This window comes from Allosphingosinicella sp. (assembly GCF_035626655.1).
In the GTDB taxonomy this organism is placed as follows: Bacteria; Pseudomonadota; Alphaproteobacteria; order Sphingomonadales; family Sphingomonadaceae; genus Allosphingosinicella.
Window position 1 is genome coordinate 406,103 of the sequence record NZ_DASPNF010000005.1, and the last position, 14,642, is coordinate 420,744.

Genomic DNA, 14,642 nt, shown 5'->3' on the forward strand with positions numbered 1-14,642 from the left:
GAACTCCACTCGTTGCGGTCGCGTTCTTTCGGGCGAGGAGGCCGCCATGGACGAACGCGATCCCGACGTAGAGCCGGTCAGGCACGAAACCACGATCATTAACGCCGGTGGCGAGCGCGACGGCGGCGGCGGTGCGGTCATGCTGGCGCTGATCGTCGCCCTGCTCGCGGGCATCGCCGCCTTCCTCTATTTCGGCGGCTATCTCGGCGGCGGGAAGGCCGATACGGACATCAACGTCAACATCAAGACGCCCGACATCAACATCAACCCGCCGGGCAGCGGCAACAGCACGCAATGAGCCTGTTCTCCGGCGCGCCCGCGCCGCGCAAGGGCATGCCCGGGGTGAAGCTCGACGAAGCGGAGTTCAAGCGCCGCTTCCGGTCGCAATTTCCGGACCCCGCTTTCGAGCCCCTCCAGGTCGAGCTGGAGCGGATCGCGGACGCGGCCTGGGACGCGTATCGCAACAGCCGCAAGGCGCCCCGCACCCGCAAGGCCGGCCCGGGCTTTGACGACCCCGATTACGATCTCGCTGTCGACTGGCTCGACGGCAAAGCTGCGATCGACCGGGCGCAGCGCGAATATGAGGATCCGGCCGAGCCGCCCTGCATCCTGATCATCAACGGCTCGTCACGCTCCGAGCATACCTGCCCCGGCGAGATGTCGAAGAGCTGGCGGTTGCTGGAGATCGCCGCCGAGATTTGCGGGGTCGACGGCGTCGAGGTGCGCACGCTCAACCTCTCCCGCCTCGCCGCCGAGTATGGAAAGCACATCCATCCCTGCAAGGCCTGCTTCTCGACCGCGGCGGCGCTCTGCCACTGGCCCTGCTCCTGCTATCCGAACTATTCGCTCGGCCAGACCCAGGACATGATGAACGAGATCTACCCGCTCTGGGTCAGGGCGCACGGCATCATGCTGATCACGCCGGTCAACTGGTACCACACCTCCTCGCCGATGAAGCTGATGATCGACCGGCTGGTCTGCGCCGACGGCGGCAATCCCGATCCGAGCTCCACCCACGGCAAGGACGCGCAGAAGGCGAAGGAACTGGAGCTGGCGGACTGGCCCTATCCCCGCCATCTCGAGGGCCGGCTTTTCTCCGTGGTCGTCCATGGCGACGTCGAGGGCGCCGAGAATGTCCGCCGCTCGGTGACCGACTGGCTGCGCTTCATGCACCTCGTCCCCGCCGGCGTGCCCGCCGAGCTCGACCGCTATATCGGCTATTGGGAGCCCTATGCGACGAGCCACGAGGCGCTCGACAGGGACCAGGCCATCCAGGACGAGGTCCGCAACGCCGCGCGCACATTGCTGGAGGCCGTCCAGGCCCGCCGCGCCGGCCACCTGGTCAGCGCCGGCAACGATCTGGAACAGCCGCGGCAGAAATGATGGCCCCCACAGGCCGGCACATGACGAAGCCCGGGTAATTCCACGCTTTTCGCGTTAACCGCTTCCCAACCCTGCCCCGGTAGAACCGCCCCGAAAAAGACATCGGGCGGAAATTCTATCATGCGTTCTCACCTCCTGTCGGGGATTCTCATCGCCGCGACCCTCAGCATGCCGGCCCCGGCCTTCGCCGGGACCGTGGCCGAGCCCTATGTGGCGAACCGCAATCCCGCGACCTTCGACCGCTCGCTCCAATGCCTGACCGAGGCCATCTATTACGAGGCGCGCAGCGAATCCGAGGACGGGCAGCGCGCCGTCGCGCAGGTCGTGCTGAACCGGGTCCGCCACCCGGCCTATCCGAACACGGTCTGCGGCGTCGTCTACCAGGGCGCCGAGCGCACCACCGGCTGCCAGTTCAGCTTCACCTGCACCGGCGTGATGGGCCCGATCGGCGAGCCGGCGGCCTGGGACCGCGCCCGGCGGATCGCGATGGCGGCGCTGCGCGGCAACGTCTTCCGCCCCGTCGGCCTCGCCGTGAACTATCACACCACGGCGATCCGGCCCTATTGGGCGCCGAGCCTGATCACGCAGACGACGGTCGGCGCGCATGTCTTCTACACCCGCCCGGACAGCCGCTCGGTCGAGGCGTTCAGCCAGCTGCCGGGCAATTACGAGCCGGAGACGTTCGGCCGGATGCGCGGCGAGCGCTATGAGGACGTCCGCGTCGAGCAGCCCATCTACGCGCCGCGTATGCGCGAGCGCTTCGCGCAGGAGCGCCGCGTCCCGGGCCGCGACCGCTATCAGCCGCTGCAGATCGCGGAAATCCCGATCCCGGCGCGCGAGCTGGTCTACCGCACCTACGGCCCGCGCCCGACCCAGCGCGCGACCCAGGCCTCGTCGCAGAACGCGGCGCGTCCCACCGCCCGGCAGCAGCGCCAGGCCCCTGCCCGCTCCGGCCCGCGCGTGGTCCGCCAGTCGAACGGCATCCGCATCGTCTACGGCAACTAGCGCTCGCGCGCCTTGACTCGATCCGGGCGAGCCTGCACCCTCCCGCAGGTCAGGCGGAACCGGCGCGCATCCGCAGAAGATGCGCCTTCGGAAGCCGGTCCGCCTCAGCTTGAGCGTAGCGCGTAACCGGGGTGCCTGCCGCGGAATCCCCTTGCGGAAAGCGCCCCCTTCAAGGGGAACGGGCGATGCGGCGGAAACTCCTTGTCTTCCTGACCGGAATCATCATCGGCGGCCTGGCCTTCATCGGCCTCGGCCCGCGCTTCGGCACAGCGGCGGCAGCCTTCCAGCCAGGCTCCTGGGTGGTGCATCTCGAGACCAACTGGAACCGCTATGGCGGCGACCTCTACAGCCTCGAGACGCCAAGCCCGGCAAACTGCCAGGGCGTCTGCGTCGGCGATGCGCGCTGCCGCAGCTTCACCTGGGTGAGGCCAAGCGATCCCCGCCTGCCGGGCCGCTGCTGGATCAAGGGCAACGTCCCCGGCCGGAACTACAACACCTGCTGCATCTCGGGCGTCAAATATGTCGACGGCGCGACCGACGATCTGGAGCCCGGCGTCGACCGGCCGGGCCACGACTACAACACCCTGCGGGCGGCGAGCCCTGCGCAGTGCCGGAATATCTGCCAGCGGGACGGCACCTGCCGCTCCTTCACCTTCGTTGCCGCAACCGGGCTTTGCTGGATCAAGAACCAGGTGTCGCCGCCGCGCGGCGGGCCGGGGATGACGTCAGGCGTCGTGCGGCCCTACGATTCGACCTACGGCATGTAGCGCTAGCTGCGCGGCGCCTGCCGCCTGTAACTGAGCGCCTCGGCGACATGGACCCGGCCGACCCCGTCGCTGCCGGCGAGATCGGCCACCGTCCGCGCGACGCGCAGCACGCGGTGATAGCCGCGCGCCGAGAGCCGCATTGCCTCCGCTGCCTGCGCTAGGAGCCGCCGACCAGGCTCATCCGGGGTCGCCAGAGAATCGAGCAGGTCGCCGTCCGCCTCGGCATTGGTGCGGATGCCCTGCTTCTCGAAGCGCGCCGTTTGCACCGCCCGCGCCGCCGCGATCCGCCCCGCCACCTCCGCCGACCCCTCGGCCGGCGGCGGCAGGACGAGGTCGGCGGCGGCCACGGCGGCGACGTCGACATGGATGTCGATCCGGTCGAGCAAGGGCCCGGAGACCTTGGCCTGATAGTCGGCGGCGCAGCGCGGCGCGCGGGCGCAGGCGAGGGCCGGATCGCCGAGATGCCCGCAGCGGCACGGATTCATCGCGGCGACGAGCTGCACTCTCGCCGGAAAGGTCACATGGGCATTGGCCCGCGCGACCTGCACCGTCCCCGTCTCCAGCGGCTGGCGGAGCGAATCGAGGACGCCGCGCTGAAATTCGGGAAGTTCGTCCAGAAAGAGCACACCGAGATGGGCGAGGCTGACCTCGCCGGGCCGCACCTTCAGCCCGCCGCCGACCAGGGCCGGCATGGAGGCGCTGTGGTGCGGCGCGCGATAGGGCCGGGTCCTGACCAGCCGCCCGTCCTTCAGCTCGCCAGCGACCGAGGCGATCATCGAGACTTCCAGCGCCTCCGCCGGGGTCAAAGGCGGCAAGATGCCGGGCATGCAGGCGGCGAGCAGCGATTTGCCCGCGCCCGGCGGCCCGGACATCAGCAGATTATGCCCGCCAGCCGCGGCGATCTCGAGCGCGCGCTTGGCCGTCTCCTGCCCCTTCACCTGCCTGAGATCCGGCCCCGACGCGGGCGGCTCGGCCTCGCCGGGCCGGGGCGGCGCCAGCACCGCGCCGCCGCGCAGATGGTTCAACAGGGCGATCAGGTCGGGCGCGGCGATCACCTCCACGTCGCCGGCCCAGGCGGCCTCGGTGCCCTGCACGGCCGGGCAGATCAGGCCGAGCCCCTGTGCCGAGGCATGGATAGCAGCCAGCAGGACGCCGGGCGACGGCGCCACGCGCCCGTCCAGGCTGAGCTCGCCGACCGCGCAATAGGACGCCAGGGTCTCCCGGTCGATCGCGCCCATCGCGGCGAGCAGGCCGAGCGCGATCGGCAGGTCGTAATGCGAGCCTTCCTTGGGCAGGTCGGCCGGCGAGAGGTTCACGGTGATCCGCTTGGGCGGCAGCGACAGGCCGATCGCGGCCAGGGCGGCATGGACGCGCTCCCGGCTCTCGCCTACCGCCTTGTCGGGCAGGCCGACGACGAGGAATTTCGGCAGGCCCGCGGCGATCTGCACCTGCACCTCGACCGCGCGCGCCTCCAGCCCGAGAAATGCGACCGTGGCGACCTGCGCGACCATCTTGCCCCCCCCACCTGTCGTTTTCCGTCCATTTCGGCGGAAAACCCATTCATTTTGAATGGGCCCGGCGCGGAAGTCGAGCGAAAGGATCGGGAGTGGAGCAAATGGCCGGGGCTTTGCAGATCGCCCTCGCTTCCCCACATCAGGCCGATGGCGACGCCCGGCAAGACGCCCCGGAAGAAATCGGTCCTGATCCGGCAGGGCCTGTTCGTGCTCGGCTGCCTGCTGATCATCATCGCGCCCCTGGTCGGCGCGATCCCCGGCCCGGGCGGCGTCTTCGTCTTCGCCGCGGGCCTGGCGCTGGTCCTGCAGAACAGCGAATGGGCGAAGCGCCAATATGTGAAATTCAAGCGGAAGCACCCGAACAAGGGCCGCTGGGCGGACTGGGGCATGCGCCGGCTCAGCGCCCGCCGCCGCGAGGACAGGCTCAAGCGCGAGCAGGCGGAGGAGGCTGCCGCCGGCGATGCAAGCGTCTCCGATTGACTTTCTCCGCCGCCTTCCCTATCCGCGCCCCCAACGAGGCCGCCCTCTACGGCGGCCGTTTTCTTTAGACTTCGAATTACGAGGAATGAGCGATGAAGCGCACCTTCCAGCCGAGCAATCTCGTGCGCAAGCGCCGGCACGGCTTCCGCGCCCGGATGGCGACCGTCGGCGGGCGCAAGGTCCTGGCGGCCCGCCGCAGCCGCGGCCGCAAGAAGCTGTCCGCGTAACCACCGGGAATATCGGCAAGCTCAGCCGCCGCGCGGACTTCCTCGCGGCGAATGCGGGCCTGCGCGCGCCGACGCCGGGCTTCGTCCTGCTCGTCCGGCCCCGCAATGACGGCGATCCGGCCATGCGCCTCGGCCTCACCGTCTCGAAGAAGGTCGGCAACGCCGTCACCCGCAATCGCATGAAGCGCCGCTTCCGCGAGCTGGCCCGCGCCGTCCTCCCCGAATCCGGCCATCCGGGCGCGGACCATGTCCTGATCGGCCGGCAGGGCGGGATCGAACGGGACTTTGGCCTGCTCGCGGACGAGCTCAGAAAAGCCCTGGCGAAATTGAAGGGAAAAACCGTTCGGGCTGAGCCTGTCGAAGCCCTGCCTTTTTCTGCTGCAGCCAGGAAGGACAGACCTTCGACAGGCTCAGGCCGAACGGGTGAGGGTAGCGAGGCACAATCGTGATCGCGAAGCTGCTCATCCTGGTCGCCCGTGGCTGGCAGCTCGGCCCGTCCCGCATCCTGCCGCCCAGCTGCCGCTACAGCCCGAGTTGCTCGGCCTATGCAATCACCGCCCTTTCCCGCTATGGCGCGCTGCGCGGGAGCTGGCTGGCATTCCGCCGTCTTTGTCGTTGCCACCCCTGGGGGGGATCCGGCCACGATCCTGTGCCTTGAGGGAAGACTAAGTGAGCAACGACAATCGTAACATGATCCTGGCGGTCGTCCTGTCTGCATTGGTGCTGTTCGGGTGGAGCGCGATCTCCGAATATTATTTCCCGACCGCCAACCCGCCGGCGACGAAGACCGAGAATGGCAAGCAGGTGCCGGTCGCCCAGCCCCAGGCAAGCGCGGTTTCCTCCACGCCGGTCGCCAACCGCAACCGCGACCTCGTGCTCCGCGAGACGGCCGGCGAGCGCATCCGCATCGAGACGCCGCTCCTGCGCGGCAGCCTCTCGCTCCGCGGCGCGCGGATCGACGATCTCGTCCTGCTCCGCCACCGCGAGGGGATCGGCGCCAATTCCCCGCCGGTCCGCCTGTTCTCCCCCGTGGGCACGCGCGAGGCTTATTATGCCGGCTTCGGCTGGAGCGGGCCGCAGAGCACCAATGACCTGCGCCCCAAGGCGGACACGCTCTGGACTGCGAGCGGCGGCCCGGCCCTCACCCCGACGACGCCGGTGACGCTGACCTGGAACAACGGGCGCGGCCAGATCTACCAGATCGTCCTGCGCGTGGACGACGGCTATCTGTTCACCGCCGAGCAGAACCTGATCAATCGCGGCCAGCCGCTCATGATGGCCACGAGCGCGCTCGTGAACAGGACCGGCCGCGGCCATGACGTCGACAGCTGGGTGAGCCAGGTCGGCCCCGTCGGCGTGTTCAACGGCACCGCCAATTACGACACCGACTATAGCACGCTCGGCGAAACCCAGGGCCATGTCGTGAGCCAGGACAGCCGCGGCGGCTGGCTCGGCTTCACCGACAAATATTGGCTCGCCGCCGTGATCCCGAGCCAGCAGGCGAACGTCGCCACCAGCTTCCGCCAGCTCGACGCGGCCGGCAACGTCTTCCAGGCGGATTATACCGGCCAGATGCGCGAGATCGGCGCCAACCAGCGCATGACCGCCACCTCGCACCTGTTCGCGGGCGCGAAGGAGATCCACTATCTGAACCTCTACCGGGACAATCTCGGCACCGACCTCGGCCGGGCGATCGACTGGGGCTGGTTCGACTTCATCATGAAGCCGATCTTCGCCCTGCTGACCTGGCTGTTCTCGGTGATCGGCAATTTCGGCGTGGCGATTATCTGCCTGACGATCATCGTGCGCATCCTGCTCTTCCCGCTCGCCCAGAAGCAGTTCAGCTCGATGGCGAAAATGAAGGTGCTGCAGCCGAAGATCAAAGCCCTGCAGGAGCGGTACAAGGACGACAAGCCACGCATGCAGCAGGAAATGATGAAGATGTACAAGGAGGAGCAGGTCAATCCGATGGCCGGCTGCCTGCCCATCTTCCTGCAGATTCCGGTCTTCTACGCGCTCTACAAGGTGCTGATGGTCGCGGTGGAAATGCGCCACCAGCCCTTCACCCTGTGGATCCACGATCTCACCGCGCCCGACCCGCTGACCCCGGTCAACCTGTTCGGCCTGCTGCCCTTCACGCCGCCGAGCATCCTCGCCATCGGCATCCTGCCCATCCTCGTCGGCGTCACCATGTGGCTCCAGCAGAAGATGAACACGGCGCCCATGGACCCGATGCAGCAGAAGATCTTCGCCTGGATGCCGTGGATCCTGGTGGTGATCATGGCGCCCTTCGCGGCGGGCTTCCAGGTCTACTGGGTGACCAACAATCTGATCTCGATCCTGCAGATCTGGTTCCTGAACCGGAAGCTGGGCGTGAACACGCCGCCGCCCGCCGTGGCGCTGGCCGCGCCGGCGGCGCCGACCGGGCCGACCCAGTCGCGGCAGGTGACCCGCGCCCAGTCGAACAAGAGGCGGAGCCGCCCGCCGCGCAAGAAGTGAGCGCGGACGACAGGGACCTCGAGGAAGCGGCCCGGAAGCTCTTTTCCGGGCCGGTCTCCTTCCTGAAGTCCGCGCCCGAGCTCAAGTTCCTGCCGCCGGCGACGGTGCCGGAGATCGCCTTTGCCGGCCGCTCGAACGTCGGCAAATCGTCCCTGCTCAACCGGCTCACCAACCGGAGCGGCCTCGCCCGCACCTCGAACAGGCCCGGCCGCACCCAGGAGCTGAACTTCTTCGAGGTCGGCGAGCCTTTGCGCCTGCGCCTCGTCGACATGCCCGGCTACGGTTTCGCCAGGGCGCCGAAGGACGTCGCCAGGAAATGGCGCTGGCTGGTCAACGACTATCTCCGCGGCCGGCAGGTGCTGAAGCGCGCGCTCGTCCTGATCGATTCGCGCCACGGCGTGAAGGAGATCGACCGCGAGATCATGAAGATGCTCGACGACACCGCGGTCTCCTACCGGCTCGTCCTCACCAAGGCCGACAAGATCAAGGCGAGCGCGCTCGAGGCCGTCCAGGCGGAGACCGAGGCCGAGGCCCGCAAGCGCCCCGCCGCCCATCCCGAGGTCATCGCCACCTCCAGCGAGAAGGGCCTCGGCATGGACCGTCTGCGCGCGGCGGTGCTAGAGGCGGCTGAATCGTAAGCAACCCGTCACCCCGGCGAAGGCTGGGGTCCAGACCGTCTCGGAGACCGCCTGGATGCCAGCCTTTGCCGGCATGACGAAAAGGGAGGACCGGGTCAGCGTGCTCAAGCTCATCATCGGCAACAAGGCCTATTCCTCCTGGTCGCTGCGCGGCTGGCTGGCGGTCAAGCATTCGGGCCTGATGTTCGAGGAGATCACCGTCCCGATGTTCGACGAGGCGTGGGACAAGCGCACCGAGGGCGACGAGTTCGCGCCGTCGGGCGGCAAGGTGCCGATCCTCTGGGACGACCAGACCGTGATCTGGGACAGCCTCGCGATCATCGAATGGCTCGCCGACAAGACCGACCGTGCCCGCTACTGGCCGCGCGACGACACCGCCCGCGGCATGGCCCGCTCGATGGCGGCGGAGATGCACTCCTCCTATCCGAACCTGCGCCGCGAGCTGTCGATGAACGTGCGCAAGCAATTCCCGACCCGCGAGCTGAACGAGCCGGTGAAGCTGGAGGTGCTGCGCATCCTCGAGCTCTGGGCCCAGGCCCGCGCCCGCCACGGCTCGGGCGGCCCCTATCTGTTCGGCGATTTCGGCGCGGTCGACATCATGTTCGCGCCTGTCGTCACCCGCTTCGTCACCTATTCCGTCCCCGTCCCCCGCTTCGCCGCGACCTATATGGAAACGATCCTCGACCATGCCTGGATGAAGGAGTGGATCGAGGCGGCGCAGGAGGAGCCCTGGGTGATCGAGCAATATGAGGCGCCGCAGCGATGAGCCCTGCCGTCCTGGCTGCAGCTCTGCTCGCCACCGCCGCTGCGCCGGACGTTTCTGTCGAGACGCTCCGCACGATCGCCGATCGTTTCGACCAGGCCCAGATCGCGCAGGACCGGGCCACGATGGAGGCGATGACCGCGCCGGACCTCGTTTTCGTCGGCAGCAACGGCGTGCGCCAGAGCCGCGCCGACTTCATCGCCGGCTGGATGGACCCGTCGACGCATTACGAGCCGATCACGATCACCGACCGCTATTTCCTGCCGCTCGGTCCCGATGCGGGGGTGGTGGGCGGCGACGTCGTCGTGCGGGGAACGTCAGGCGGCGCGCCCTTTGCCGTCCGCATCCGCTTTTCCGACACCTTCCGCCGCTTCGGCGGCGAGTGGCGCGCAGTCCACATCCAGGCAACCCGCGTCCCCGAGCCTCCCACTCAGTAAGGCGTGCCGTCCTTGTGGGTGTAGCCGTCGCTCCCCGCGGGCGCATGCAGGTCGACATCGGGATAATGGCAGGCGCCCTCGCCGAGCCGGCAGTCGATCGCCAGGAAGAGGCAGGGCCGGTCGCTGCGGTTGATCAGGCGGTGGCCGTTGGGCACGTCCCGGGGGAAGGCGGCGCAATCGCCGGCGCGGAGCAGGGTCTCGCCCTCGTCCTCGACGAGCATCGCCTCGCCCTCCAGCACGACCACGAACTCGTCGATGCCCTCGTGCCAGTGCCGCATGCTGGAAACGCCGCCCGGATCGAGCCGGCAATGGCTGATGCCGAGCTGGGTCAGCCCGCCGGCCGGGCCGAGCCGCCGATAATGGCGGCCGCCCATCTCCGCGGCGAAGGGCATCGGATAGGTGGTCCGGCTGAGCAGTTCGATCGCATCGATGTCGAGCTTCGGCATGCTGGGTTCCCGCTCCGGTTTCCACTGAACCGTTCGGGCTGAGCCTGTCGAAGCCCTGTCCTTCTCTTGCGGCGGCAGCGAGAAAGGGCAGCCCTTCGACAGGCTCAGGGCGAACGGAGTGGGGTGTCTCTTCCGTGCAAATATTCTAGGCGGGAGCCATGACAGCCGCAATCGATCCCCCAAAAATTGACCCGGTCGCCCTCGCCTCCCGCCTCATCGCCTGCCGAAGCATCACGCCCTCGCAGGGCGAGGTGTTCGACGTGCTCGAGGAGGCGCTCGCCTCGATCGGCTTCGAGGTCCATCGCTTCGTCACCGGCGAGGCGCCGGACGGGCCGGTCGAGAATCTCTACGCCGCGCGCGGCAGCGGCGGCCCGCATTTCGGCTTTGCCGGCCATCTCGACGTGGTGCCGCCGGGCGACGGCTGGCTAACCGACCCGTTCGTCCCGGAAATTCAGGGCGAAGTGCTCTACGGCCGCGGCGCAGTCGACATGAAGGGCGGGATCGCGGCCTTCGTCGCGGCGGCGTCGCAGACCCGGCATCAGGGCACGCTCAGCCTGATCATCACCGGCGACGAGGAAGGCCCGGCCACCTATGGCACGCCCGTCCTCATGGACTGGATGGCCGAACGCGGCATCCGTCCCGACATGATCCTGATCGGCGAGCCGACCTCGGAGGCGCGGCTCGGCGACATCGTGAAGATCGGCCGGCGCGGCTCGGTGAACATGTGGGTGACCGTGCCCGGCGTGCAGGGTCATGTCGCCTATCCGCACCGCGCCGACAATCCGGTGCCGAAGCTGGCCAGGGTGATCGAGGCGCTGGAAGCGCTGCATCTCGACGACGGCAACGACGCCTTCCAGCCCTCCAACCTCGAGATCACCGCGGTCGAGACCGCGACCAGGGCGACCAACGTCATTCCCGCCTGGGCCCGCGCCCAGCTCAACATCCGCTTCAACAACCTCCAGCGCGGCGCCGACCTGGTCGATTTGGTCCGCCGCACCGCCGCGGCCGCCGCGCCCGGTGCCACTGTCGAGGCGAAGATCTCCGGCGAGGCCTTCCTGACCCCGCCCGGCCCGATCTACGAGATCGTCTCCGCGGCGATCGAGGCGGAGACCGGCGTGAGCCCACGCCTCTCCACCCATGGCGGGACCTCCGACGGCCGCTTCCTGATCGCGCTCTGCCCGGTGGTGGATTTCGGCTTGCCCAATGCAACGATGCACAAACTGGACGAGGCGGCCGCGATTGAAGACATCCGCGCCCTGGCCCGCATCTACGCGCGGGTCATTTCGTCGGCTCTCGGCGGCGCCTCAGGATGATGTAGAGCGCCCCCGCGCCGCCATGGCGCGGATGGGCGTTGCGGACGGCGGCGATGTCGCCCGCATGCGGCGAGGCGGCCAGCCAGTCCCCCACCGCCGCGCGGATCGCGCCGCGACCGCTATGCTCCTTCGAGGGCGGCTTCCCGGTGATCAGCAGCAATAACCGTGCCCCGTCGGCGATCGCCTCGCGCAGGCGGCGGTCGAGAAGGTCGTAGGCGGTGGCGAGATTGTGGCCGTGCAGATCGAGGCTTCGGTCCGGCTGGACGAGGCCGCGCGCGAGCCGCCGGTCCCAGCTTGCATCGAGCGTCGTCCCCGGCCCGGGCTTCGACGGCGGCGCGACGGCACGCGGCTTTGCAATTGCCTTCGGCGGGAATGGGACGGCCGGCGTCCCGGTCGTCACGGGCAGCGGGCCGTGCAGGGGTTTGACGCTGTCGACGACCCGGCGCCAGAGCGCCGCTTCCTCAGCGCTGAGCCGCCGCGGCACGGCTCTGGATGCGCGCGAGCGCCCCTCTCGGCAGCAGCAGCACGGCCCGCCCGCGCGCCGACATGCCCCCCGCGATCAACGCCGCCTCCTCGCCCGCGCCCCAGAAGGTGTCGACCCGGTTCGGCCCGCGGATCGCGCCGCCCGTATCCTGCGCGACCCAGAGCCCGTCCGCGCGCGCATTGTCCATCCCGCTGAGCAGGACCGGCGCGCCATAGGGGATGAAGCGCGGATCGACCGCGACCGAGGCCCGGCCGACGACGGGCACGCCGATCGAGCCGAGCGGGCCCGGCCCGGTCAGCTCGCGGAAGAAGACGTAGCTCGGATTCTCCCGCATCATCGCCGCGCCGCGCCCGGTATCTTCGTGCAGCCAGGCGACGATCTTCTGCATGGTGACGGGCGGCACGATCAGGCCGCGCTCGCGCAGCAGCCGCCCGATCGGGACATAGCCGCGCCCGTTCTGCTGGGCGTAGCCGATCCGCATCACGCCGCCGTCCGGCAGGCGGAGCCGTCCCGAGCCCTGGATCTGGAGGAAGAAGAGATCGACCGGGTCGGCCGCATAAGCCAGCTCCAGGCCGCGCCCCGCCAGCACCCCCGCCTCGATCTCCGTGCGGTCGTAATAAGGGACGAACGTCCCGCTCGCATCGAGCCGTCCCCGGCCCGCGGCGCCGGTCTGCGGATTGGTCTCGAGCAAATCCGGCGGGCGGCGGTAGATCGGCACCTCGCAGCCCGGCTGTCGGGTCCGGCAGCCGCGGATCTCCGGTTCGTAATAGCCGGTGACGAAGGCCGCGCCGTCGCCGACGATCACCGGCTCGAAATTGCGCTCGAAGAAGCGGACCATCGCCGCGGGCTCGGTCAGCGCCTCGCCGGCGCAGGCGTCGCGCCAGTCCTCGGGCTGGGTCAGCCCGCTCGTGTCGCGCCGCGTCGTCACAGTCCGGCAGGACGCGCGGAAGGCCCGGTAGGCGCGCTCGGCCTCGTCGGCGCCGAGCCGCAATGCCGGCCCCGCGCGCACGCCCGCGGCCAGCGCATTCGCATATTCCGGCGCCGGCGGCGGGGTCGGTGTCGGTGTCGGCACAGGCGTCGGGGCCGGCACGGGCGTCGGCGCTGGCGCCGGCACCGGCGGCGTCGGCCGCGGCGGCGGCACGACGCGGGCGCATGCGCTCACCGCCAGGAGCGAAGCCGTCAGAAAGAGGAAACGCCGCACGGTTGCGCGGAGCGTCAGGCGGCTTCGTCGGTCTCGACGAGACGCCAGTTCGGGTCGCGGCTCTTGAGGTCGCGCTGGAAGGTCCAGAGATCCTTGGTGGGCACCGCGTCGCTGAGCGAGCCGGCGACGACCTCGCCGTCCTTGTTCCGCGTCACCGCGGCGATGAAGGCGTCGAAGCGGACCTCGATCTCGGCGACCTTGCCGGTCAGGCGCGCGTCCTCGATCGTGGCGCGCTCGATCCCCACCAGCCTGTTCTCCAGCGTCTCGCCCGCGGCCTCGCGCGCGTCGATCGCCTCCTCGAAGGCGGCGCGCACCTGGTCGTTGGCGAGCCAGGCAAGCTCCTCGCGGTCGCCCTTCCAAAAGGCTTCCAGGGTCATCCGGTAGGCGGCCTGCGCGCCCTCGATGAAGCGGGCGACGTCGAAGCTCGGGTCGGCGGCGATGATCGCGCCGATGCCGGCGGCGGCGCCGCGCTCGTAGGCGAGGCCGCTCGGCTCGGCGGTGTTGGCCGGGACGTCGGCGATCGTCGGCGCCGGCTTCTTCGTCTCGGGCGGGACTTCCGGCCTGCTGACCGGCTGCTGCTCGTGGCCCGTCCGCTGCCCCAGCACGGCATAGAGCCGCAGCCCGACGAAGAGGGCGATCATGGCCAAGAGGACGATCTCGACGGTCAACCAAATTCTCCCGGAAAGTTTTTCCTACATAGGCCCGATGCCGTGCACTTTCAAATAAGCATTAAACATGAACGAACCATGGGCGCGGATGTTGCGCCCTCGCGGCGCGCCTGCTACCCGCCGCCGCGACCCGGCGCGCCCGCGCGCCGACGCCAATCACCCTTGTTCTGAAAGACGATAACATGGCCGACGACGCAGGCGTTCCCGATTTCATCGACACCAATGCCGGCAATGGCAATGACGGCCTGCCGCAGGTCGGCATCCTCGCCCAATATGTGAAGGATCTGAGCTTCGAGAATCCGAACGCGCCGGCGGTCTTCCAGTGGCAGGGCCAGCCGCAGATGGACGTCCAGGTCAATATCGGCGTGCAGGGCGTCGGCCAGGACGTGCACGAGGTCGTGCTCAAGATCGAGGTCGAGGCCAAGGGCGACCAGGGCGTCGCCTTCCGCGTCGAGTGCCTCTATGCGGGCCTGTTCGCGCTGCGCAACATCCCCGAGGAGCAGCTCCAGCCCTTCCTGCTCGCCGAGGCGCCGCGCCTGCTCTTCCCCTTCGCCCGCCGGATCATCGCCGACACGGTGATCGACGGCGGCTTCCCGCCGCTGCTGCTCGATCCGATCGATTTCGCCGGCCTCTACATGCAGAGCGCCGCCCAGCAGCAGGCCGAAGCCACCGGCAACCAGTTCGGGGACACCGGGCAGGCCTGATCCCGACGACCTCTGGGACCACCGACCCCGTTCGCCCTGAGCCTGTCGAAGGGGGCTGTCCTTCTTTCCCACAGAAAAGGGACAAGCAGGGCTTCGACAAGCTCAGCCCGAAC

General features: G+C 69.1%; 19 protein-coding genes. 14 read left to right on the forward strand and 5 right to left on the reverse strand.

All coding sequences use genetic code 11. The annotated features are described in order from the left end of the window. Positions 1-46: 46 nt before the first annotated feature. From VEC11_RS04905 to VEC11_RS04920, 4 genes are all read left to right on the forward strand, one after another. Positions 47-298 carry a hypothetical protein gene (locus VEC11_RS04905; RefSeq protein ID WP_464129479.1) on the forward strand — a complete coding sequence of 84 codons (252 nt, stop codon included), beginning with the start codon at positions 47-49 and terminating at the stop codon, positions 296-298. Further along, entirely contained in the window at positions 295-1,383 is a 1,089-nt protein-coding gene (locus VEC11_RS04910; RefSeq protein ID WP_464129480.1) for a flavodoxin family protein, read from the forward strand. The genes VEC11_RS04905 and VEC11_RS04910 overlap by 4 nt, the downstream gene beginning before the upstream one ends. Before the next feature lie 120 nt (positions 1,384-1,503). After that, complete coding sequence (locus VEC11_RS04915; RefSeq protein ID WP_464129481.1) at positions 1,504-2,388, forward strand: cell wall hydrolase; 885 nt, start codon at positions 1,504-1,506, stop codon at positions 2,386-2,388. Positions 2,389-2,573: 185 nt separating this feature from the next. Next, the gene (locus VEC11_RS04920) at positions 2,574-3,155 is read left to right on the forward strand and encodes a PAN domain-containing protein (RefSeq protein WP_464129482.1); all 582 of its coding nucleotides are present in this window, start codon (positions 2,574-2,576) and stop codon (positions 3,153-3,155) included. 2 nt (positions 3,156-3,157) lie between these two features. Here VEC11_RS04920 and VEC11_RS04925 read toward each other — a convergent pair whose 3' ends face one another. Then, positions 3,158-4,666 (reverse strand): YifB family Mg chelatase-like AAA ATPase, encoded by a 1,509-nt coding sequence (locus tag VEC11_RS04925; protein ID WP_464129483.1) that lies wholly within the window; start codon positions 4,664-4,666, stop codon positions 3,158-3,160. Positions 4,667-4,816: 150 nt separating this feature from the next. Between VEC11_RS04925 and VEC11_RS04930 the strand changes: the two genes are divergently transcribed. From VEC11_RS04930 to VEC11_RS04965, 8 genes are all read left to right on the forward strand, one after another. Beyond that, a complete protein-coding gene (locus VEC11_RS04930; RefSeq protein WP_464129484.1) occupies positions 4,817-5,149 on the forward strand; it encodes a hypothetical protein in 333 nt (110 codons plus the stop codon). Positions 5,150-5,241: 92 nt separating this feature from the next. Continuing rightward, positions 5,242-5,376, forward strand: coding sequence for a 50S ribosomal protein L34 (gene rpmH / locus VEC11_RS04935; protein WP_464129705.1), 135 nt, complete (start codon positions 5,242-5,244; stop codon positions 5,374-5,376). Positions 5,377-5,435: 59 nt separating this feature from the next. Beyond that, positions 5,436-5,825 carry a ribonuclease P protein component gene (gene rnpA / locus VEC11_RS04940; protein ID WP_464129706.1) on the forward strand — a complete coding sequence of 130 codons (390 nt, stop codon included), beginning with the start codon at positions 5,436-5,438 and terminating at the stop codon, positions 5,823-5,825. Next, positions 5,822-6,034, forward strand: coding sequence for a membrane protein insertion efficiency factor YidD (gene yidD / locus VEC11_RS04945; protein WP_464129485.1), 213 nt, complete (start codon positions 5,822-5,824; stop codon positions 6,032-6,034). The genes rnpA and yidD overlap by 4 nt, the downstream gene beginning before the upstream one ends. An 11-nt stretch (positions 6,035-6,045) precedes the next feature. After that, positions 6,046-7,875, forward strand: coding sequence for a membrane protein insertase YidC (yidC, locus tag VEC11_RS04950; RefSeq protein WP_464129486.1), 1,830 nt, complete (start codon positions 6,046-6,048; stop codon positions 7,873-7,875). After that, positions 7,872-8,513 carry a ribosome biogenesis GTP-binding protein YihA/YsxC gene (gene yihA, locus VEC11_RS04955; protein ID WP_464129487.1) on the forward strand — a complete coding sequence of 214 codons (642 nt, stop codon included), beginning with the start codon at positions 7,872-7,874 and terminating at the stop codon, positions 8,511-8,513. Before yidC ends, yihA begins: the two co-directional genes overlap by 4 nt. Before the next feature lie 73 nt (positions 8,514-8,586). Further along, entirely contained in the window at positions 8,587-9,279 is a 693-nt protein-coding gene (locus VEC11_RS04960) for a glutathione S-transferase family protein (RefSeq protein ID WP_464129488.1), read from the forward strand. Further along, entirely contained in the window at positions 9,276-9,713 is a 438-nt protein-coding gene (locus VEC11_RS04965; RefSeq protein WP_464129489.1) for a nuclear transport factor 2 family protein, read from the forward strand. The genes VEC11_RS04960 and VEC11_RS04965 overlap by 4 nt, the downstream gene beginning before the upstream one ends. Here the strand turns inward: VEC11_RS04965 and VEC11_RS04970 are convergent. After that, on the reverse strand, positions 9,707-10,159 hold the full coding sequence (locus VEC11_RS04970) for a cupin domain-containing protein (protein WP_464129490.1): 453 nt from the start codon (positions 10,157-10,159) through the stop codon (positions 9,707-9,709). The genes VEC11_RS04965 and VEC11_RS04970 overlap by 7 nt on opposite strands. Before the next feature lie 158 nt (positions 10,160-10,317). Here VEC11_RS04970 and dapE point away from each other — a divergent pair, with 158 nt between their 5' ends. After that, positions 10,318-11,472, forward strand: a complete 1,155-nt coding sequence (dapE, locus tag VEC11_RS04975; RefSeq protein WP_464129491.1) for a succinyl-diaminopimelate desuccinylase — start codon at positions 10,318-10,320, stop codon at positions 11,470-11,472. On the opposite strand, the gene VEC11_RS04980 is transcribed toward dapE, so the two are convergent. From VEC11_RS04980 to VEC11_RS04990, 3 genes are read right to left on the reverse strand one after another with little or no spacing between them, the layout of a single operon-like run. Beyond that, positions 11,438-11,956: a Smr/MutS family protein gene (locus VEC11_RS04980; protein WP_464129492.1), complete on the reverse strand. Its 519-nt coding sequence runs from the start codon at positions 11,954-11,956 to the stop codon at positions 11,438-11,440. The genes dapE and VEC11_RS04980 overlap by 35 nt on opposite strands. Further along, positions 11,934-13,118, reverse strand: a complete 1,185-nt coding sequence (gene mltA / locus VEC11_RS04985; RefSeq protein ID WP_464129493.1) for a murein transglycosylase A — start codon at positions 13,116-13,118, stop codon at positions 11,934-11,936. Before mltA ends, VEC11_RS04980 begins: the two co-directional genes overlap by 23 nt. A 53-nt stretch (positions 13,119-13,171) precedes the next feature. Beyond that, positions 13,172-13,798: a Tim44/TimA family putative adaptor protein gene (locus tag VEC11_RS04990; protein WP_464129708.1), complete on the reverse strand. Its 627-nt coding sequence runs from the start codon at positions 13,796-13,798 to the stop codon at positions 13,172-13,174. 209 nt (positions 13,799-14,007) lie between these two features. On the opposite strand from VEC11_RS04990, the gene secB reads away from it, so the two are divergent. Next, positions 14,008-14,529: a protein-export chaperone SecB gene (gene secB, locus VEC11_RS04995; RefSeq protein ID WP_464129494.1), complete on the forward strand. Its 522-nt coding sequence runs from the start codon at positions 14,008-14,010 to the stop codon at positions 14,527-14,529. Positions 14,530-14,642: the final 113 nt, after the last annotated feature.